This is a genomic window from Lysinibacillus sp. EB106-09-02-XG168 (assembly GCF_058791475.1).
The window spans coordinates 4763366-4784975 of sequence record NZ_JBYTDN010000003.1; the positions used below are offsets into that span (position 1 = coordinate 4763366).

The window sequence follows — 21610 nt, forward strand, 5'->3', positions numbered from 1 at the left end:
AGCCGTTATCGCATGGATGCGATGATTTTAGGCGAATATCCTATAAGCACTCCTTGGCGTTTTCATAGGATGTGAAGTTTTTAGCCTAAGTTCCTTTATTTCAGCGAACACCCGTTGAAAAATAACTTCACTCCGTATTCAACTCACCACCTATAAAGATGGGGGATTTTACTGAAAGAAGTTAAAGTAACTACTCTTAACTCTACCATGCTTTTTGCTTCTATGCATTATTCTAAATCCTAAGACATTATACGATATTGTATCTAACTATTTTTCGACAAATATTTCTCGGGAAATAATATAGATTTAAATACAACGTATACAAAAAGACAGCCCTATTTTGGACTGTCTTCTATTCGAACTGATTAACGCCCTACATATGTTAATGGATTTTCTAGCGAACCATTTTTTTCAACTTCAAAGTGTAGATGTGTACCTGTTGAATTTCCAGTAGAGCCCATAATACCTATAACAGATCCTTTTTCTACCACTTGCCCTACTTTTACTTCAATTGAAGAAAGGTGTCCGTAAAGCGTTGTATAGCCATTATGATGATCAATTACGATACGATTACCGTAGCTACCTGAGACACCAGCAGAAACAACAACACCATTATCTGAAGCTAAAATATTATAATTATTAGGACGAGCAATATCAATACCACGATGGAGTTCTCCCCAACGTTGGCCCATCCCACTTGAAATATAACCACCCACTGTTGGCCAAGTAAAATCACCCGTACCACGTGAAGAAATCACTTTCGTACCAACTACTTCAATTTCATCAACTGGTTGTTGTATAATATCTTCTTTTAAAGCGACTTTGGATATACGAGTTCCATTTTCAGACGTTAATAAATAAGATGTTTCTTTACTTCCATTAACACCTTGTTGTTTTATCACTTTCTCACCTTTATACATCGTCGGATCTTCTTTAACTATTTTCTTAAACGGAATAGTATCAGTAACTTTCTTCTCCTGTTTTACTTCAAGTGTTACAAATGGTTTAGCGACTGTTACGTTCAATGCTTGTCCAATCTGTAAAACTGTATCAACAGTGATACCAGGATTTAAAGCTACTAGCTCAGTTGTTGTTAATCCATGTTTTTGGGCAACCGATCCTAAAACATCACCTGATTGAACTTTATATGTTTCTTGTTCAAGAGAGCCTGTCATTAAATATTTCACGGCTTCCGTAGGCGTTACAATAGCATTGGGTGCTACTTTTTGTAATGCACCTGAAACTTCCTGTTTAAAAGAAACATCTACAAGGCGCGCTTCACCAGTCTGTAATGGTGGAATATTCGTTGATTGTTGGTTAACATATAAACTATTTAGCTCTTGCTGTGAAACATATTGTAGTTTTAGCATACGAATAGTATCTTCATAGTCTTTTGCATCTTTTAAAGAAACTACAGGCTCATCATCTACAGATAATGTAAATGATGGAGCCTGAACTACTAAAGATTGCTCCAATTTCTCCAAAATTTCCACATCTTTAGTTTGATTACTAAATACTTTCTCTGGGATTATTTTGACAGAAGAACTAGCATCGATCGATAACTCTTTGTATTGTTGACTTGCCCCTTTTTCCTTTGACGCTATAATTTCTTCAATAGCTTTCTCATTTGAGACCGCACCTATATATTTATTTCCCACGTAAACGTGATACATTTTATTCAAATCTTCATTATGATTTTCTTTTGCAAAACCTACATCAAACGTTAAACTTGTCATTAACACTGTAATAATGGATATCTTTTTAATTGAAGAAAAATTGTAAGTAAATGTACTGTTTTTTCCTTTTCTCGACCAAGACGAACTCATCAATAAAGCCCCTTCCAACTTTAACCTTTAGCAGGTTTAATTACCCACAAGGATTTTTTGCACCAATATACTGTACCATAAAGAAAATACGGTTAGATTGTTTTCATCCTTTTGTAATGTAAATGTATTATTACTCTACTACTTGTTACAAAATTACTATTTTTGTTGCAATTAATAAAAATAATTTTAAATGCGGATGTTCTCTCCAGTCGTGTCTTTTTCAAAGGAGATTTGATGTAGATTCACTCAATACGTTTTGCTTTCGGTGTACAAAAGACATTTAATGCATTCTTTCAGTAAATTTGTAGCGTTTGAGAAAAATGTAGTATTATATTTATTTTTAGTATGATTTAAGACTTAGCACTTTTTAGTTTTTTAATATTCCGATAAAATAGAAAAGACATATACTAGTTGATAGGAGCGATTAATTTGAATGATTCACAAACCTCTGGAATAACCACTAAATTAAGAAAGCCCCAAAGCAAAAATACTGTTCGTAAACTTATAATGAGGACCATTATGGTGTCATTAGGTGCAGTCATTATGGCACTGGGACTGGAGCTATTTTTAGTACCAAACAACATTATGGATGGTGGCATCGTAGGCGTATCCATTATCACTTCGTATTTATTAAATTTACCTCTTGGTATTTTCATCTTCATATTAAACTTACCTTTTATCTTTTTAGGCTATAAACAAATTGGTAAAACTTTTGCACTTTCATCAGGACTCGGAATTACAGTACTCTCACTATCAACACTTTTCTTACATAATATAAAACCATTTACTCAAGACACACTATTGGCCACAGTTTTTGGAGGCATGATTTTAGGTATTGGTGTCGGAATCGTCATTCGTTATGGTGGTTCGTTAGATGGAACAGAAATTTTAGCTATTTTATTTAATAGTAAAACGCCGTTTTCCGTTGGTGAAATTATTATGTTCTGCAATGTACTCATCTTTACGGTAGCAGGATTTGTGTTCACATGGGAACAAGCTATGTACTCTATCCTAGCATATTATATTGCCTATAAAATGATTGACATCGTCATTCAAGGGATGGAGGAATCAAAATCTGTTTATATCATTAGTGACGAAATTGATGAAATCGGACAGACCATTATGGACCGACTTGGTCGAGGTGTAACTTTCCTTCATGGTGAAGGGGCTTATACGGGAAACGATAAAAAAGTTATTTTTACCGTTATTACTAGGTTAGAAGAATCGAAACTTAAATCAATTGTTGCTGAAATTGATGATCATGCATTCCTAGCAATTGGTAATATTGCAGAGGTTAGAGGGGGTCGCTTCAAAAAAAGAGATATTCACTAATGACAAAAAGGGCGTACCGTATATAGTACGCCCTTTTAATGTTGTTGAAAAACATCTATGAAAGTGAACATTATGGCTACTTACCATAATTAAATTGAATAGGCTTATTACAGTGACGCTATTTTACATTTTGTGTAGCTACACTTTGCAAAAAGATTCTATTGCTACTGCTTCGCTTTCACATATTATCACTATAAAATTAGAGTAATATGCCAGAAAATATACGCTAAGTGATGTGGCTGTTTTGCCGAAGAGTCTTATTTAATTTTGAATCATAAAATATAATGGACAATAATTGCGTCTCGCCCCAAAATTCAAAGTAAGGAAAGAGGTAAAAAAAGGACGTACCGCATATGGTACGTCCTTTTTTGATTTATACTTATTTTGCTTCCCAAACGTCCACTAATACGTTCGTTTGTTCACGTGCAGGACCAACAGAGAAAGTAGCGATTTCAATACCAGTTAATTCACTTACGCGTTCTACATAGCGTCGTGCATTCTCAGGTAGCTCTTCTAATGTTTTGCAGCCTGTAACATCTTCTGACCAGCCTGGAAGCTCTTCATAAATTGGTTCACATTGTTCAATAATATGAAGGTTTGCTGGATACTCAGTAATTGTTTCATCTTTATATTTATACGCAGTACAAATTTTCACTGTTTCTAAGCCAGATAAAACATCAATTGAATTAAGCGCAAGATGTGTAATACCACTTACTCGGCGTGAATGGCGCACAACTACTGTATCAAACCAGCCTACACGACGTGGACGGCCAGTTGTTGTACCGTATTCACGGCCAACTTCACGAATTTGTTGACCTACTTCATCAAATAATTCAGTAGGGAACGGTCCATCACCAACACGAGATGTATAGGCTTTAGATACACCAATAACACTTGTAACTCGTGATGGGCCAACACCAGCACCAATCGCTACTCCGCCGGCAACAGGATTTGAAGATGTTACAAATGGATACGTACCTTGATCGACATCAAGTAAAATTCCTTGTGCTCCTTCAAATAACACTTTGCCGCCTTCATCTAGTACATCATTTAAGATTTTAGACGTGTCTGTTACATATTTTGCGATTTCTTGTCCATAGCTGTAATATTCCTCGAAAATTTCTTCGAATGTTACACCTTCAACCTCGTAAAATTTCTCAAACAACTTATTCTTAATTACTAAATTTTGACGTAGTTTTTCTTCAAATACATCCTTGTCTAGTAAATCAGCCATACGGATACCGATACGTGCTACTTTATCTTGATAACATGGCCCAATACCTTTACAAGTTGTACCAATTTTATTATCGCCACGGCTTTCTTCATCAGCGATATCTTGCTTTATATGATATGGCAAAATAACATGCGCACGGTTAGAAATTCGTAAGTTATCTGTATTAATGCCACGCTCTTGTAAGCCTCTAAGCTCAGTCACTAATGACTTTGGATTTACAACCAAACCATTTCCGATTACTGAAGCTTTTTCTTTATAGAAAATACCTGATGGGATTAAGTGTAACTTATACGTTTCACCATCAAATTTAATTGTATGTCCTGCATTATCACCACCTGCAAAACGAGCGATTGCATCGGCTTTTCGTGAAAGGAAATCTGTAATTTTACCTTTTCCTTCGTCTCCCCACTGTGTTCCTACAACTACAACTGATGTCATAGTCAGCACCTCCGTTAGATACAATTTGTATCTCAATTTTTAAGCCGTTAATTATTGTAACAATGATAGAAACGCCTAGTCAACAAAAATACTTAAAAACACGAACGTAAAATCAAAAAATATGATTCAACGTTCGTGTTTAATAACAGAATGGTATGAATATTATCTAACATTCAGATTAATTCCGTTTTGGCATAGTCGCAAACGTTATGTTTCTCTTTTTCAATCAGCATTTGGCCAACATAGTATGGTTGATTTCCGTTCCGACTGGGCGCTTTCCTGGAGTCGTTCAGTCGTAACGCAGAACAACTTATATACATGGCATATGTTTTAACAAATGTCATCTTCAACTACTGATGATGAGCCAAATACGTATTTAGTCACGTGGAGGTGGTGGCGGCATTTGCGACCAATCCACATTAATGAATTTATTGAATTCTTTTTTAAAGGCAAGTGTAACTGTACCTGTTGGACCGTTACGCTGTTTAGCAATAATAATCTCAATCATATTTTTACTCTCGGACTCCTTATCGTAATAATCATCACGATATAAGAAGGCAACAATATCAGCATCTTGCTCAATACTTCCCGATTCACGTAAGTCACTCATCATTGGTCGCTTATCTTGACGTTGTTCAACGCCACGAGATAGCTGTGATAATGCAATGACTGGAACCTTTAATTCACGCGCTAAACCTTTTAAAGATCGTGAAATCTCAGATACCTCTTGCTGACGGTTCTCCCCTGGTTTACCACTACCTTGAATAAGTTGTAAATAGTCAATTAAAATCATACCGAGGCCATGTTCTTGTGCTAAACGTCGACATTTTGCGCGAATTTCATTGATACGTACACCCGGTGTATCGTCAATAAAAATTCCTGAATTCGATAAACTCCCCATTGCCATAGTTAGTTTACCCCAATCTTCCGTTGTTAAAGCACCTGTACGTAAAACTTGTGCATCTATATTTCCCTCTGCACAAAGCATACGCATAACTAGCTGCTCAGCACCCATCTCTAAGGAGAAGATCGCAACATTTTCCCGCGCTTGAACGGCAACGCTTTGTGCGACATTCAATGCAAAGGCTGTTTTCCCTACAGATGGACGTGCCGCAACAATAATTAAATCGTTACGTTGGAAGCCAGCTGTTATATTGTCTAAGTCACGGAATCCTGTCGGAATACCTGTAACATCACCTTTTTGTGATTGAAGCTTCTCGATGTTATCAAAGGTTTCCACCAATACGTCTTTAACATGCTTAAAATCACCCGCATTTTTACGATTGGCTACCTCCATCATTTTCTTCTCTGCTTCACCAAGTAATGCCTCTACCTCATCTTCACGAGTATAGCCATCTTCTACTATTTTAGTAGCTACACGAATTAAACGACGTAATAGTGCCTTTTCTTCGACAATTTTCGCATAGTGTGCGACGTTAGCAGCCGTAGGGACAGCATTGGCGAGCTCTAGTAAATACGATAGCCCGCCAACATCCTCAATTTCTTTTTTAGCTGATAATTCTTCAGTAACTGTGACAACATCTATCGCTTTTCCTTGATCACTTAAACGTAGCATCGTTTCGAAAATTTGCTTATGTGCATTATGATAAAAATCATCTGCTAGTAAAATTTCAGATGCAGTGATTAACGATTGAGGATCGAGGAAAATCGCACCGATAACCGATTGCTCAGCTTCCCGGTTATGCGGTGGAACGCGATCCATCATCGGTTCGCTCATGGATTGTCGCTCCTTATTCTTCCGTTACATGAACTTTTAATGTAGCAGATACTTCATGGTGTAGTTTTACAGGTACATTTGTAAAGCCTAGCGCACGAATTCCATCACTTAAAGTCATTTTACGTTTATCAATTTTTATGCCATGCTTTTTTTGAAGTGCATCGGCAACTTGCTTTGAAGATACTGAACCAAATAGACGACCACCTTCACCTGATTTTGCTTTTAGTTCAACCGTTAAAGCTTCTAATTTTTCTTTTAATGCTTTTGCTTCAGCTAATTCGGCAGCAGCATTTTTAGCTTCTAAATTCTTTTGACCTTCTAATTGACTTAATGCTTGTGCATTTGCTTCAGCAGCATAACCATTTTTAATTAAAAAGTTTTGTGCATAGCCATCTGCTACATTTTTTATTTCGCCTTTTTTCCCTTTTCCTTTAACATCTTTTAAAAATACTACTTTCATGATTCAGAACTCCCTTCGAGTACCTCATTTATGGCCTCTTCTAAATATTTTTTTACTCCAGCAATGGAATTTGATTCGACTTGGCAAGCTGCATTAGTTAAATGCCCGCCGCCGCCTAGCTTCTCCATAACAAGCTGCACGTTTACTTCGCCAAGTGATCTGGCACTTATGCCGATTTTGCCATCTGACCGATGTGCAATGACAAAGGAAGCACCGACATCCTTCATCGTAAGTAATATATCTGCTGTTTGCGCAATTAGTACAGAGTCATACACTTTCGCTTCTTCACCTACAGCAATAGCAATACCCGGTTTCACGAACTTAACAGTCTGCACTATTTTAGAACGTTCAATATACGTATCTACATCTTCTTTTAATAATCGTTGTACTAGCACTGTATCGGCACCATTTGTCCTTAAATAAGAAGCCGCTTCAAACGTACGGGCTCCTGTACGCAGTGTAAAACTCTTCGTATCGACAATAATTCCCGCTAGCAATGCAGTAGCTTCTAGCATATTAATCTTCGCACGTTTAGGTTGATACTCGAGTAATTCTGTCACAAGCTCAGCTGTTGACGATGCATATGGCTCCATATAAACAAGCGTTGGATTTTCTATAAAATCCTCACTTCGACGATGGTGATCAATGACCACAACTTTTTCAGCCAACTTCAATAGGTGTGAATCGATGACTAAATTCGGTTTATGTGTATCGACAATAATGAGCAGTGATTTTTCTGTCATTTTTGTCGCAGCTTCCTCTGGTGTTAGGAAATGTTCATAGAAATCCGATTTACTCTCAATTTCATTCATTAAACGGGTTACACTTCCGTTTAATTCTTCAAAATTTATGATAACGTAGCCCTTCACATCGTTCATTTGTGCCATTTTACGTACACCAACAGAGGCGCCAATAGAGTCCATATCCGGATTTTTATGTCCCATAACAAACACTTGGTCACTATCCTGAATTAAATCGCGTAGTGCATGGGAAATAACACGAGCTCTAACGCGTGTACGTTTCTCAACCGGGTTAGTTTTCCCGCCATAGAACTTCAGCTTTCCTGTAGGTTGCTTGATGGCAACCTGATCACCACCACGACCTAAAACAAGGTCTAAACTGGATTGGGCTAGTTCACCAAGTTCTACTAATGAAGATGACCCCGCGCCTACGCCAATACTTAATGTTAATGACATATTTTTTTGCGCCGTTTTTTCTCGAATTGTATCTAAAATAGCAAATTTTTTCTTTTCAAGCTCCATTAAAATGGATTCGTTTAATACAGCTAAAAAACGATCGGATGATATTCGTTTCACAAATATCCCTTGCTCAGCTGCCCAATCATTAACAATTGATGTCACCAGCGTATTCGTTAAACTACGTGGCTGGTCGTCCATTGCTTGAGTAATTTCATCATAGTTATCAACAAATAAAATCGCAATAACTGTACTATCAGCATAGTATTGCTTTTCAATAGCTATCTGCTCAGTGATATCAAAGAAATATAATAAATTCTCTTCTTTTTTATAATAAACTCGGTACTTACGATCACGAAGCGTAATCGTATCTTCGTTTGTCTCCTCGGTCTTCATTAGCACGTAAATGTCGTCAGATATATTAACGATTCCTTCACCTACTAAACTCTCCATATTTAAAACACCTTGCATATATGGATTCGACCATTCTATTTCATATTGATCATTGACAAGTAATATCCCAATTGGCATTTCAAGCAATACCTCTTCCCCAACTTTTTTCATGCGGAAAGAGATAGATTCAATATGCTTTTCTGTTTCTTCAAAGGTAATCTTTTCTACCTTCCACGTATAGGCCATTAATAGAACAAAACCTACTCCATAACCGATACCTATCCCGATATTCCAAATACATAGAAGCACGAACGTCACAATGCCAAAAATGGAAAGAACAAAAAGCGGATAGCGGATTGGTCGTTTTCTAAAAGTCCCCATTACATCAGCCCCTTATCCTTTGGTTTTCCCCTTCACAAGTGAACGTAAGTCGAAACCTAAATCTACGATGCCTAGCAATATCATAACGGATGATAGTGGTAAGGCTAACAAAGTTGCTACCCACTTAACAGCATTAGGCATTTTCTTTTTAGAAATAAAGTAATGTAAAAAGGAAATCCCCTGCAGGATTAATAACATCCATAAGATAGAAGAAACATTTAACACAATAATATCTAATGTAGATCCAAACTCCGGACGCACAAATAAATTAATGCATAAAACAATCATGTAATACCATAAAATAGATCGTGGTAAACGCATATTTTGGAATGGTGCAAATTTTGGTACGTCTAAGCCAAGACGTTTTAATACAGGTAAATTTAACGTTATGATAATAAATGCTGTCATGAATGCAGTGATTGTTACTGTTGCAGGTATTGTCAGCTCCATTGTTTTTAACATAGCCTCAATTTGTTCTTGCTGAAACACTACTTGACCTGTGACCGTTTTTGCAAGTTCATTTGATTGCTCATAATTTTCGCGTAAAAGATCTATGCTCATGTTAATAATATTGATACTAGCAATTTGAACATAGGCTACATAGACAATTGCCATTGACAGAAGAACAGCCACCCCAGACGACATGAATAGGTAAAGTTTGCTCTTCTTTTGATTAATTGCACTTCCTATAACGATACCAAGTAACGCCAAAATTAAGGCAAATGGTAGCATAATTATGCCACTCGTTAAAGTGGTTAAGATACATCCTACTACTGCTACGAGTATTGATGATGAACGCTTGTAATTTGCGCTATACCAAGCAATCGGTAGTGGGGCAAATAGTAGACCTACTATAAAAATGAATGGTACATATGCAGAAATAAGCATTAGAATCGTAAAGATTGCGACCATCATTGAGCCTTGTACAAGCGCCTTTGTTTGATTATTCGGCATTGAAAACCTTCCTTTTTTTAGTCAAACTTACTGACCTTTATTGTACCATTTTTTCAGGTTATTGAACAAAAAACGCTAAGAACAACTTATGCTTTGTCATTAATTTTGTAGAACCAATGACTAAAGCATAAAACACATAGCTATATAGGAGATTTTTTACCGAAAAAGCATAACAAATTCATTCATTGATTATGTTCTTCTATATATATTATTTTTAAATTTTTTTAGCAATAAAAAAAGCAACTTACAACAGTTACTAATACATGAAAAAAGGCTTTTAATCGAAGTGATTATAAGCCGTTTTGTTTTAAAAATGTCCTTAGTCGATTGTTTCTCAATCTCTAACGTTCCATCTTTTCTTTATTCATGTCTATTAAGAGTGTAATAAATTCTTATCATAATAGCAAACGGTAATATATAGAGCAATTACTGAGATAAACCAAGCTACCATAGCGTGGGAGTTAATTTCCGTTCCGACCAGGCTCTTTGCCGCTTTCGCACAGTTAAAACATTTGCCGCTGACACTTCGCTTTCGTACAAAAAACACCCGCTTCGCTGCAGGGTCTCGGGCCAACACGATGTTGGTCACGAAGACGTTATCACAGGATGTGATGCTTTTAGCCTTCGTTCCTCTATTGCTGATCCCCAATGAGTCGCCCGGTCTCCACTCCAATCAACATGACATGCGTTTTAACAATCCTCATCTTTCATTAAAATAGACAATAAAACCAAAATCAGGATATTCACTCTCGATTGCCCTACCTTATGTGATTATTCACAAGTTACACCTTATAAAATTTCCATATCAGAGGTTACAAGGTTAGCAACTCCATTTTCACAAATAAAAAAAGCACAATCAAAGCGGTTAAACCTTGTTGTGCCTTTATTTATATCTTATTTGTCTTCTGCTACGAATGGAAGTAATCCCATAATACGAGAAACTTTGATAGCTGAAGTTAATTTACGTTGGTACTTAGCGCTAGTGCCAGTTACGCGACGTGGTAAGATTTTACCGCGCTCAGAGATGAATTTTTTAAGTAAATCCACATCTTTATAGTCGATATGCGTAATGTTATTAGCAGTGAAGTAGCAAACTTTACGGCGTTTGCGGCCTCCGCGACGTGGTGCCATAGTATGTCTCCTCCTTATCATTTTTTATTTTAGAAGTATTAGAACGGTAAGTCGTCCTCAGATACTTCTATCGGTCCTTTGCTATTAGCAAATGGATCCTCATCTACACGTGTATAATTCGGCTGATTCACAGGTGGTTGATTTTGCTGATAAGCATCGCCTCCAAATGAACCCTGTCCTGGCATAGCACCACCAAACTGTTGTTGTGGTTGACCACCGCCATATGACGGTTGGTTATTACCGTAAGTCTGTCCACCACCATATTGAGGAGATGCAGGAGCACCGCCACCATTACGAGGTTCTAAAAACTGTACGCTATCGGCCACTACATCAGTTGTGTATACTCGCTTACCATCTTGTCCTTCATAACTGCCTGTTTGAATGCGACCTTCCACTCCAATTAAACTTCCTTTTCGCATGAAGTTCGCTAGGTTTTCGGCCTGTTTGCGCCAAGCAACACAGCTAATGAAATCAGCTTCGCGGTCACCTTGTTGGTTTGAGAATGTTCGATTTACAGCAACTGTAAATCTTGTAGACGCAACACCATTAGGCGTATAGCGTAGCTCAGGATCTTTTGTTAGTCTTCCAACTAATACGACACGGTTTATCATCAGAAATGCAACCTCCTTTTTTCAGCATTTTGTTAAATGATTATGCTTCTTGGCGAACCGCAATGTGACGAATGATATCTTCGCTAATGTTAGCAAGACGTGTGTATTCGTTAATTGCATCTGAAGTAGCGTTTACTTTAACGATTTGGTAGAAACCTTCGCGGAAGTCTTGAATTTCATAAGCTAAGCGGCGTTTGCCCCACTCTTTTGATTCGATGACTTCTGCACCGTTAGAAGTTAAGATTTCGTTGAAACGTTCAACTAAAGCTTTCTTCGCTTCGTCTTCAATGTTCGGACGTACGATGTACATTAATTCGTATTTTCTCATCTGTTTACACCTCCTTATGGACTTAGGCTCTCCTGTATACAGGGAGCAAGGAGCAAGTAATAATTATTACTCACATCAATGAATTGTAACATATAGATACATGTCTTTCAAGTCGCAACTAAACAATTCTTTCTATATAATGAACTTAATTCATGAATGAACGGAGGATCTTCATGCAACCAGATAAAGAACCAATCGTAATAGAGTTGGATATAAAAAAACTAATGATGGACAATATAGTTGTCACAAGTGGCCTTGTCATATTATTTGTAGCTATTCAATATATTTGCTTTAAAAATTTGGATTTTTCATTTTGGAATATGATACTTGGATCTATCCTTTTTGTTATTCTATATATTATTTTCATTGTCTTACATGAAGCCTTTCATTTAATCGGCTTTATGCTCTTTGGAGGCGTACCCTTTAAATCGTTAAAATATGGCCTGAATTTAGAGCTTGGCATAGCGTACGCAACAACTGAACAACCGTTACCGAATTATGCAATGAAAAAAGCTTTATTACTCCCATTCTGGACAACTGGCGTTCTCCCAACAATTGCTGGTTTCTATTTTAATAGTACTGTTTTAGTGTTAGTGGGAGCCTTTTTAATCGCTGGAGCAGTAGGTGATTTTTCCATGTATAAAGAATTGCGCAAATACCCAAAGAACGCGTTAATACAGGATGATCCTCATCTACCTAAGCTTTATGTATATATGCCCGAGGAAAAGAAATAACTTTACTGAGCGTCACGTTACATATAGAATCTGCTTGTCTCCAAGCAGATTCTAATTTTTCACATAAATTTATGGCGTTAAAAAACTATGCTGAGCAGCTGTATATAAATTTCTCCAAATACGATTAATTGAAGATGTCTCCTTAATTGCATCCATGCCAAGCCTACGTATTAAGCTATTGGCAATGTCTACACAAGCCGCTGCAGTATCTTTACTTATTCGTGAAAATCGTTGTAGTTCTTCTTCAGTCAACTCATGACCTTCTTTATGTTTTTGCCAGTATTCATTCAACATTAAATAATATCGCTCTTCAAGCTGATTAAAGTTTTTCTGTTGCTGCATCAATAAAAATTGTATTGCACCCATACGTTCTGCACGGCTTGGATCATGCTTCCTTTGCTTTACTAAAACAGACGCCTCTTCTAAGAAACTTTCTGTTATTCCAAGACAAACACCTACAAATGAAGCTTCTGCAAATGCACCAAACGGAAAACTATGTACCTCACTTCCATACTTATTTTTAATTATGCCCAATTGGAATGTTTCCTCTTCAGGTACCCAAACATCTTGCACACGAATCGTATGACTAGCTGTCGCTTTTAAGCCCATTGCTCGCCAATCATTAAGAACCTCTACTTGATCACAATTTACTGAGCAACTAATTATTTTATCTGTTCTAATACCTTCATTCTCAACAAAGCAATTCATCGTAAAAGTTGTAGCATAATCTGCTCCACTACAATACTTCCATTGACCTGTTACACGATAGCCCCCATCTACTTTTACCGCTATGCCCGAAGGATAGCCGCTGCCTGCTATGACTGCACTTCTTGGTGAAAATATTTTTTCACAAACCTCTTTGTTCAATGTTGGAATAAACGCGTTACCCCCTGTCCCTATTGTGACAAGCCATCCAAAGTTGCCATCAAGCGCAGACATCTGCTGGAATACTTTAATGCCCTCTAGTAGCTCTAAATCTTTACCGCCTAGTTCCTTTGCAGTGAATAGCTTAAACAATTGATGCTCATAAATAAACTCCACTATATCTTTTGGTAATCTACCTAGCTCCTCAATTTCTAAACCACGATCCTTTATTTGTAATATGTTCATACTAATCCTCCAGATTGAAAATTCAGATAAAAATATATACAAAAAAGGCAATCTATTGAAAGATTGCCCCTGTTCGTTTTTTACACATTGAAACGGAATAACATAATATCGCCGTCTTGAACAACATACTCTTTACCTTCAAGACGTACTTTACCAGCTTCTTTAGCAGCAGGTTGAGAACCAGCTTCTACTAAATCATCGAAAGCAACTGTTTCTGCACGAATAAATCCACGTTCAAAGTCTGTATGAATAACTCCAGCACATTGTGGTGCCTTCATACCTTTACGGAACGTCCATGCGCGTACCTCTTGTACCCCAGCAGTGAAGTAAGTTGCTAGCCCTAGTAAATCATATGAAGTACGGATTAATTGGTCTAAACCAGATTCTTTAATGCCTAGTTCTTCTAAGAACATTGCTTTTTCTTCATCATCAAGCTCAGAAATTTCTTCTTCGATTTTTGCACAAATTGTGATAACTTGAGCTCCTTCAGCAGCTGCATACTCACGTACCTTTTGCACATATTCGTTATTATCTGCGTCTGCAACTTCATCTTCTGAAACGTTTGCCACATAAAGCATAGGTTTAATTGTTAAAAGATGAAGTCCTTTAATAACCTTTAGCTCGTCTTCTGAAAGCTCTGCAGCGCGTGCTGGTCGACCGTTTTCTAATTGTTCTTTAACTTTTACAAGGATTGGTTCTTCAATCATTGCTTCTTTGTCTTTTTGCTTTGCCATTTTGCCAACACGTTGTAATCGCTTATCAACAGATTCTAAATCAGCAAGTGCAAGCTCTAAATTAATGACCTCAATATCGTCAATAGGATCTACTCCACCTGATACGTGTGTAATATTTTCATCAACAAAACAACGTACAACTTGGCAAATTGCATCTACTTCACGAATATGAGCAAGGAATTTATTCCCTAACCCTTCACCCTTTGAAGCACCTTTTACGATCCCAGCAATATCTGTGAACTCAAATGCTGTTGGTACTGTTTTTTTAGGTGTTACTAATTCTGTTAATTTATCTAAACGTGCATCTGGTACTTCAACTATACCGACGTTCGGATCGATTGTTGCGAATGGATAGTTTGCAGCCAATGCGCCCGCTTTTGTAATTGCGTTAAATAATGTTGATTTTCCAACGTTAGGTAAACCAACGATTCCAGCTGTTAATGCCATGAATGGACACAACCTTTCTATGATTTGTTCAAATTTGTTCTTTCTTCCCGTACTAACGGATACTGTGAGGTTACAGAAGCCCCACTGATGAATCACTGTATAACCTTATCTATTATATTGATTCACTCATAAAAAGTCTAATACACATCAAACTAGTCTTCACTAGCGGAAATTAAAACCTTTTTCATTTTTTTCTCAAATTCGCGGCGTGGAATCATGACGCTATGCTGACAACCTTCACATTTAATGCGCACATCCGCCCCCATCCGAATAATCTTCCACTTATTTGTGCCACATGGATGCTGCTTTTTCATTTCAACAATATCATTTAAACTAAATTTCTTTGCGTCCATATTACTCACTTCTCCCCTCTTCATTTCCATTCACACCATAGAACATCATTTTCGGATGAGCCATTGGTATATTATTTTCTTCAAAGAGTTTTGTCACATCACGACGAATAGTACGAGCCACTCCATATTGTTGCTGTGGTAATGTTTCTGCGGCTATACGAATCGTTACCTCTGTACCCTTAACATTTTGTACACCTAAAAAGACAGGTACTGCTACAAGTTCCTTATGAATTTCAGGTAAAGTATTTAAATACTTTTGAATAATAGATTCAGCTCTTTCAAAATTGGCATCCGTCGTCATTTGTAAATCTATATAAATTTTAGAGTTGTTGACAGAGTAATTGACAACATCACCAATCGAACCATTCGGAATAATAAATTGCTCTCCTGTAGCACCATTAATCTTTGTCGTACGTAAGCCTATCTCTACAACAGTTCCTTCAGCTGCATTGATTTTTATATAATCGCCAACACCAAATTGATCTTCAAAAATAATAAAGAATCCAGTAATGACGTCCTTTACTAAGCTCTGCGCACCAAAACCGATAGCTAAACCGACAATCCCTGCTCCAGCCAATAACCCAGCTATCTTAATGTTTAATATAGAGAGAATAGCAATGATTGCTGAAAAATAAACAGCATAGGAAATGACACTTTGTAATAATCTTGAAATTGTTGTTTGGCGACGTTCTGAATGATCTAAAGGCGAACGCATACGCATTAAAAATACTTTTTTAATAAATTTTTTACCTAATCGGACAGCTAACCACGATGCGATCAAAATAACCGTTATCTTAATTGAAGCAGTCATTATCGTTTCCCAAAGCTTCTCTGACATCAGCTTATCCCATAAGTTACTTAATACCCTTTCACTAAACCAATCCATTATTACCACCTCTTGAATAACTTGCTAAAAATTTGCGTATACTGCATAAAAATCGAGCACTTCTTACAAATAAAAAGGAAAGCGAGTTTTTCTATGAATACTATACCAAAATTGTTACTCCCTTATTCTCTTCATCATGAAAGTAAAAACATCGTTTGGCAATTAAGTACATTATTTTTAGAACATATACCCTTTCATCATGAACGCCTTATTTTCTGTTGTATTGGAAGTGACCGTTGTACAGGTGATACGCTTGGGCCGTTAACAGGTAGCTTCTTAAAAAAGTCAGTTAGTTTTCCCTATGAAATTGTAGGCTCTTTAGACAATCCTTTACATGCCCTTAATTTAGACACTACTATGCAACAGCTACACAATCATACTATAAAACCTTTCATTATTGCGATTGATGCATGTCTTGGAAGTGAAAAAAATGTTGGACATATTTCTGTACAGAACGGACCTATTTTTCCCGGAAAAGCTGTGAAAAAACAATTACCTCCAATCGGTGACATTTCTATTAAGGGAATCGTCAATGTTGGAGGCTTTATGGAAATGCTTGTTTTACAAAATACAAGACTTCATATTTCCTATGCAATGGCTGAAAAGCTTTCAAGGGCTCTATTGCTCGCTGCACATCGTTACTCATTGAAAAATATAGAAGATGGCAACCACAATACCGACAACAACGATACCTGGCAACAAGTTAGCAGCCTTGATTTTAGTTAAACCTGCTATATTTAAACCAATGGCAAAAATCATTACACCGCCTACAGCAGTCATTTCTTGAATAAACATTTGTAGTGCAGCCTCTGGTATAAAAGAGCTGATAACACCCGCAAAAAGTGCAATTAATCCTTGATAGACGAATACAGGTAATGCAGATAATAGTACGCCAATACCTAATGTGGATGTTAAGATGACCGATATAAATCCATCGATTAATCCTTTCGTAATCAGTACATTATGATCATTACGCAGACCACTATCGAGTGCACCAATGACGCCCATAGAGCCAACTACAAAGATTAAAGAAGCTGTCACAAAGCCTTCTGCTATACTAATTTGATTATTATCAGTACGTTTTTTACTGAATAAAGATTCTACCCATTGTCCAAGTCTATTCATTTGCTTTTCTAAATCTAACCACTCACCAATTACTGTACCGACCACTAAACTTATCATTAGAATAATAAAATTATCACTTTCAAAGCCCATTTTAATCCCTAAAAGTGCAACTGCTAAACCGATAATCGATAATACAGTAGACTTCATCGATTCAGGTATATTTTTAAAAATGCGTCCTACCAATGCACCTGCCATAATGAGCAGCGCGTTAATGAATGCCCCTAGTAATACCACGTCCCTACCTTCTTTCTCTCTAGAAAAATAGAGAGCGCCTTGAAGTTTGGCGCTCTGATTACGTTATCGATATTTCTCTTACTCTTCTTGTAAATTTAGTATTTCTAAAATACGTTCTAAATCATCTTCAGAGTAAAATTCAATTTCAATTTTCCCTTTATTATTAGCTTTTCTAATTTGTACATTTGTTCCAAAATAATCACGTAACTGTGATTCCTTAGCTGCAACAAATATATCCTTTTTCTTCGGTTGAGTTGTTTCACGTGAAACTTCTTCATTTAAGTTGTGTACTAACATTTCAACTTGTCGCACATTTAAACCTTGTTTAATGACCTTACTTGCCACTTCTGATATTCTTCTTTTATTTTTCAATCCAAGTAATGCTCGTCCTTGTCCCATCGATAGTGTCCCATCGTTCATAAACTTACGAACATCCTCTGGTAATGCAAGTAAACGAACGTGATTGGCAATATGCGGTCTACTCTTCCCTAATCGTTTGGATAGTTCCTCTTGTGTTAAATGTAAGTTTTCCATTAAGCTTTGGTATGCCTCAGCCTCTTCAATAACTGTCAGATCTTCACGCTGCAAATTTTCTAAAATAGCTAGCTCCATCATTTGCGTATCTGTTAGCTCTTTTATAATAGCTGGAATAACTTCTAACCCTGCTAATTGAGTTGCTCTATAACGGCGTTCCCCCGCTACGATTTCATATTTACGTCCCTTTTTACGCACAGCAATAGGCTGTAAAATGCCATGTTCCTGTATAGAGTCAGCTAATTCTTGTAAAGTTTCTTCATCAAATATTTTACGTGGTTGAAATGGGTTGGCGACGATAAGTTCTAATTGTATGTCTTCCACTTGCCCACTTTGTTCTAAAGACTCCCCAGGAAATAGTGCACTTATGCCTCTTCCTAAACCTTTAGCCATTTTTAATCACTTCCCTCGCCATCTCTAAATACACTTCTGCACCTCTTGATTTTGCGTCATAAGTGATAATTGGCTGTCCATGGCTTGGAGCCTCACTTAATCGCACATTACGAGGAATAATTGTTTTGTATACTTTTTCTTGGAAATATTTTTTTACTTCATCAATAACTTGTAAGCCAAGGTTTGTTCGTGCATCAAGCATCGTCAATAATACACCGTCAATGTATAATTGCTGATTTAAATGTTTTTGCACTAACCGGACAGTTGATAACAACTGGCTTAATCCCTCTAATGCGTAATATTCGCATTGTACAGGAATAATGAGTGCATCCGAAGCCGTTAAAGCATTAATTGTTAGTAGCCCTAATGAAGGCGGACAATCAATAATAATATAATCATAGTCTTCTTTTACATCTTGAAGGGCATGCTTTAAACGTACTTCTCTGGAAATAGTCGAAACTAATTCAATTTCTGCTCCTGCTAATGAAATGGTTGCCGGAACAATTGCTAAGTTTTCGACATTTGTTTGTTGAATGACGTTTTCAACTTTTTCATCATCAATTAACACATCATAAATACAGCCGTGAAGTTCTCCCTTATTAACACCAAGTCCACTTGTTGTATTTCCTTGTGGATCAGTATCGATTAAGAGTACTTTCTTCCCTAAATATGCTAGACAAGCGCTCAAATTGACCGATGTCGTTGTTTTTCCTACGCCACCTTTTTGATTGGCGATTGCTATAATTCTACCCATTTAAAAGCACCTGCTTTCATCTATCAAAGTCCACTTTGACAAATCATTTGTAAAATCACTATTCAATACGTCTATCTTACTTTCATTCTATCAAAAAAACAGAACAGAGTTGTATAAAATATTAAGAATATATGCAAAAAAGGAGACATCTCAGAAATATAACTAAGATGTCTCCTCCATACAGAGATATAAAAACGACTTATCATCATAACGTGGGGGTGATTTCCGTTCCGGCCGGACACTTTCCTGAGGACGTCCGATAAGCTGCAATGAGTTGCCCAGCCTCCACTCTAATCAACTTATATGGTATACAGATGACATCCTCAATTTTGATGATGTCATAAAAGTCATTTTTTATTAAAACTTCAATCACGACTTAAGATTTTTTCTTTTTAGGGATTTTCACTGTAATTTGATAATATTCCTCTGTATCTTCTTCTTCAGTCTTAACTGTAATACCGCTCTTTGTTACCATTGATAACGATTGTTTAATCGTGTTTAAAGCAATACGTACGTCTTTACTAATGGCCTTACGCTTCGGCTTTACTTTTTTCGGCTCTGCTTCTTCTTGTACTTCCAACTCTGGATGCAATAAAGAATAAATTTGCTCTTCTAACTGACGAACATTCCAATCATTTTCAATCGTTTGTTGTAAAACTTCTAGCTGTAGTGGCTGATCTTTAATTGCAATTAATGCACGTGCATGTCGTTCAGAGATTTCACGTTTTAAAATAGCGTGCTGTACTTCTTCAGGAAGCTTTAATAAACGCAATTTATTGGCTACCGTGGATTGTCCTTTTCCAAGTCGTTGGGCTAGAGCTTCTTGTGTCAGCTCATGAAGCTCCAATAATTTTTGATAGGCAACAGCTTCTTCAATTGCTGTTAACTCCTCACGCTGTAAGTTCTCAATTAACGCGATAGAGGCTGTTTCCTTATCAGTTAAATTTCTTATAATTGCCGGAACTTCTGTCCATTGTAGCTTTTTCATTGCTCGATAACGACGCTCACCAGCAATAATTTCATAATGATTTTCTGCTGTTTTACGTACAACAATTGGCTGAATTACACCATGCGTATGAATGGTTCTTGATAACTCTTCAATTTTTTCATCATCAAAAATAGTACGTGGCTGAAAACGGTTAGGCACAATTTGATCAATCGGCAGCTTTATAACCTCTTCCGCTGCATGAACCGTCTCTGCTTGTTCTACTTCATTTTTCACAATAGGCTCAGTTTTATTTCCGCCTCCAAAAAAACGTGAAAAAGGACTTTTCATCCAAGTGGCACCACCTTTAAGTAACTATCTTGCTCTGTTTTATTCTATTATTATTTATTATATTTCTTAAAATGTATATAGTTCGTAGATGTCATTTGCGTGAACCATCCATAACTAGTATGTATGCTCAAAATAGAAAAAATATTTTCTACTTTGAGAAGTTTCACATGAAACACTAATTATTGAATCGGTGATTTATTTGGTACACCTGGTTTACGCGGATATTTTTTTGGTGTTCCTTTTATTTTATCAAAGATATATAACATGCGGTCACTTTCTTCAACAGGTAGCTGGAAAGAAAACTCTTCTTTTAGTGCAACCCCTAATGTAGTCAATGCTTTTTTGGCATCTTTTAATTCTTCCGCACCAGCTGCTGCTTTTAAAGCAACAAAATAACCACCTTGTTTCGCTAGTGGGACACATAACTCGGATAAAACCGATAAGCGGGCTACTGCACGAGCTGTTACAACATCAAACTGTTCACGATACTTCGCATTTTGAGCAAATTCCTCTGCACGTGCATGTACAAAATTCATATTCTCTAATTGTAACTCATCACTTAAATGATTTAAAAATGTAATTCTTTTATTTAAAGAATCGACAATTGTTACATGTAAATGTGGGAAACAGATTTTAATTGGAATACTTGGGAAACCAGCACCTGCTCCTACATCACAAACTGTTGTTACTGTTGAAAAATCAAAATAGAAAGAGGCACTAATCGAATCATAAAAATGTTTTAAATAAACACCTTCTAAATCGGTAATAGCTGTTAAGTTCATCTTTTCATTCCACTCAACAAGTAACTCAAAATATTTTTTGAATTGAGCAATCTGCTTTTCAGAGAGTTCGATGCCCTTTTTCTTTAAAGCCTCGATAAATTGTTGTTCGTTCATGTAAAGTCTCCTTTTTCTATATGGCTTTACTATCCCTACATTGACTTGTAAGCATGTATTTGCTCGCTCTAAAATCAACTATATAAAAATAGTATAGCCATCAATTATGCCT

General features: G+C 36.7%; 21 protein-coding genes. 3 read left to right on the top strand and 18 right to left on the bottom strand.

Translation table 11 applies throughout. The features are described 5' to 3' along the window. Positions 1-365 precede the first annotated feature (365 nt). Positions 366-1826, bottom strand: a complete 1461-nt coding sequence (locus tag AC3WSO_RS24130) for a peptidoglycan DD-metalloendopeptidase family protein (protein ID WP_492534182.1) — start codon at positions 1824-1826, stop codon at positions 366-368. Positions 1827-2345: 519 nt separating this feature from the next. Here AC3WSO_RS24130 and AC3WSO_RS24135 point away from each other — a divergent pair. Next, on the top strand, positions 2346-3158 hold the full coding sequence (locus tag AC3WSO_RS24135) for a YitT family protein (protein ID WP_492534184.1): 813 nt from the start codon (positions 2346-2348) through the stop codon (positions 3156-3158). A gap of 379 nt (positions 3159-3537) precedes the next feature. On the opposite strand, the gene AC3WSO_RS24140 is transcribed toward AC3WSO_RS24135, so the two are convergent. The 8 genes from AC3WSO_RS24140 to rpsF all read right to left on the bottom strand — a co-directional run bounded on the left by AC3WSO_RS24140 (position 3538) and on the right by rpsF (position 12022). Further along, on the bottom strand, positions 3538-4830 hold the full coding sequence (locus tag AC3WSO_RS24140) for an adenylosuccinate synthase (protein ID WP_492534185.1): 1293 nt from the start codon (positions 4828-4830) through the stop codon (positions 3538-3540). A gap of 376 nt (positions 4831-5206) precedes the next feature. Further along, a complete protein-coding gene (dnaB, locus tag AC3WSO_RS24145) occupies positions 5207-6568 on the bottom strand; it encodes a replicative DNA helicase (RefSeq protein ID WP_349660175.1) in 1362 nt (453 codons plus the stop codon). 13 nt (positions 6569-6581) lie between these two features. Beyond that, positions 6582-7028: a 50S ribosomal protein L9 gene (gene rplI / locus AC3WSO_RS24150; RefSeq protein WP_079563373.1), complete on the bottom strand. Its 447-nt coding sequence runs from the start codon at positions 7026-7028 to the stop codon at positions 6582-6584. Next, a complete protein-coding gene (locus AC3WSO_RS24155; protein WP_492534186.1) occupies positions 7025-8998 on the bottom strand; it encodes a DHH family phosphoesterase in 1974 nt (657 codons plus the stop codon). Before AC3WSO_RS24155 ends, rplI begins: the two co-directional genes overlap by 4 nt. 12 nt (positions 8999-9010) lie before the next feature. Continuing rightward, positions 9011-9952, bottom strand: coding sequence for a YybS family protein (locus AC3WSO_RS24160; RefSeq protein WP_492534187.1), 942 nt, complete (start codon positions 9950-9952; stop codon positions 9011-9013). Positions 9953-10846: 894 nt separating this feature from the next. Beyond that, on the bottom strand, positions 10847-11083 hold the full coding sequence (rpsR, locus tag AC3WSO_RS24165; protein ID WP_012296211.1) for a 30S ribosomal protein S18: 237 nt from the start codon (positions 11081-11083) through the stop codon (positions 10847-10849). Positions 11084-11121: 38 nt separating this feature from the next. After that, complete coding sequence (ssb, locus tag AC3WSO_RS24170; RefSeq protein ID WP_079563368.1) at positions 11122-11694, bottom strand: single-stranded DNA-binding protein; 573 nt, start codon at positions 11692-11694, stop codon at positions 11122-11124. Between the two features lie 40 nt (positions 11695-11734). Further along, the gene (gene rpsF, locus AC3WSO_RS24175; RefSeq protein ID WP_068985806.1) at positions 11735-12022 is read right to left on the bottom strand and encodes a 30S ribosomal protein S6; all 288 of its coding nucleotides are present in this window, start codon (positions 12020-12022) and stop codon (positions 11735-11737) included. A gap of 173 nt (positions 12023-12195) precedes the next feature. On the opposite strand from rpsF, the gene AC3WSO_RS24180 reads away from it, so the two are divergent. Next, entirely contained in the window at positions 12196-12756 is a 561-nt protein-coding gene (locus tag AC3WSO_RS24180) for a DUF3267 domain-containing protein (RefSeq protein ID WP_492534189.1), read from the top strand. A gap of 69 nt (positions 12757-12825) precedes the next feature. Here the strand turns inward: AC3WSO_RS24180 and AC3WSO_RS24185 are convergent, their stop codons facing one another. From AC3WSO_RS24185 to AC3WSO_RS24200, 4 genes are all read right to left on the bottom strand, one after another. After that, positions 12826-13866, bottom strand: coding sequence for an acyl-CoA dehydrogenase family protein (locus tag AC3WSO_RS24185; protein ID WP_492534191.1), 1041 nt, complete (start codon positions 13864-13866; stop codon positions 12826-12828). Between the two features lie 80 nt (positions 13867-13946). After that, complete coding sequence (ychF, locus tag AC3WSO_RS24190) at positions 13947-15047, bottom strand: redox-regulated ATPase YchF (RefSeq protein WP_068985809.1); 1101 nt, start codon at positions 15045-15047, stop codon at positions 13947-13949. A gap of 152 nt (positions 15048-15199) precedes the next feature. After that, the gene (locus AC3WSO_RS24195; protein WP_492534193.1) at positions 15200-15400 is read right to left on the bottom strand and encodes a DUF951 domain-containing protein; all 201 of its coding nucleotides are present in this window, start codon (positions 15398-15400) and stop codon (positions 15200-15202) included. 1 nt (position 15401) lies between these two features. Next, positions 15402-16286, bottom strand: a complete 885-nt coding sequence (locus AC3WSO_RS24200) for a mechanosensitive ion channel family protein (RefSeq protein ID WP_492534194.1) — start codon at positions 16284-16286, stop codon at positions 15402-15404. A gap of 93 nt (positions 16287-16379) precedes the next feature. On the opposite strand from AC3WSO_RS24200, the gene yyaC reads away from it, so the two are divergent. Then, positions 16380-17012: a spore protease YyaC gene (gene yyaC / locus AC3WSO_RS24205; protein ID WP_492534196.1), complete on the top strand. Its 633-nt coding sequence runs from the start codon at positions 16380-16382 to the stop codon at positions 17010-17012. On the opposite strand, the gene AC3WSO_RS24210 is transcribed toward yyaC, so the two are convergent. The 5 genes from AC3WSO_RS24210 to rsmG form a co-directional block, all read right to left on the bottom strand. After that, complete coding sequence (locus AC3WSO_RS24210) at positions 16929-17645, bottom strand: DUF554 domain-containing protein (protein ID WP_492534198.1); 717 nt, start codon at positions 17643-17645, stop codon at positions 16929-16931. The genes yyaC and AC3WSO_RS24210 overlap by 84 nt on opposite strands. A 78-nt stretch (positions 17646-17723) precedes the next feature. Beyond that, entirely contained in the window at positions 17724-18572 is an 849-nt protein-coding gene (locus tag AC3WSO_RS24215; protein ID WP_492534199.1) for a ParB/RepB/Spo0J family partition protein, read from the bottom strand. Beyond that, on the bottom strand, positions 18565-19326 hold the full coding sequence (locus AC3WSO_RS24220) for a ParA family protein (protein WP_492534200.1): 762 nt from the start codon (positions 19324-19326) through the stop codon (positions 18565-18567). Before AC3WSO_RS24220 ends, AC3WSO_RS24215 begins: the two co-directional genes overlap by 8 nt. 376 nt (positions 19327-19702) lie before the next feature. Beyond that, positions 19703-20602, bottom strand: coding sequence for a nucleoid occlusion protein (gene noc, locus AC3WSO_RS24225; protein WP_492534201.1), 900 nt, complete (start codon positions 20600-20602; stop codon positions 19703-19705). A gap of 179 nt (positions 20603-20781) precedes the next feature. Continuing rightward, a complete protein-coding gene (rsmG, locus tag AC3WSO_RS24230; RefSeq protein ID WP_492534202.1) occupies positions 20782-21498 on the bottom strand; it encodes a 16S rRNA (guanine(527)-N(7))-methyltransferase RsmG in 717 nt (238 codons plus the stop codon). Positions 21499-21610 lie beyond the last annotated feature (112 nt).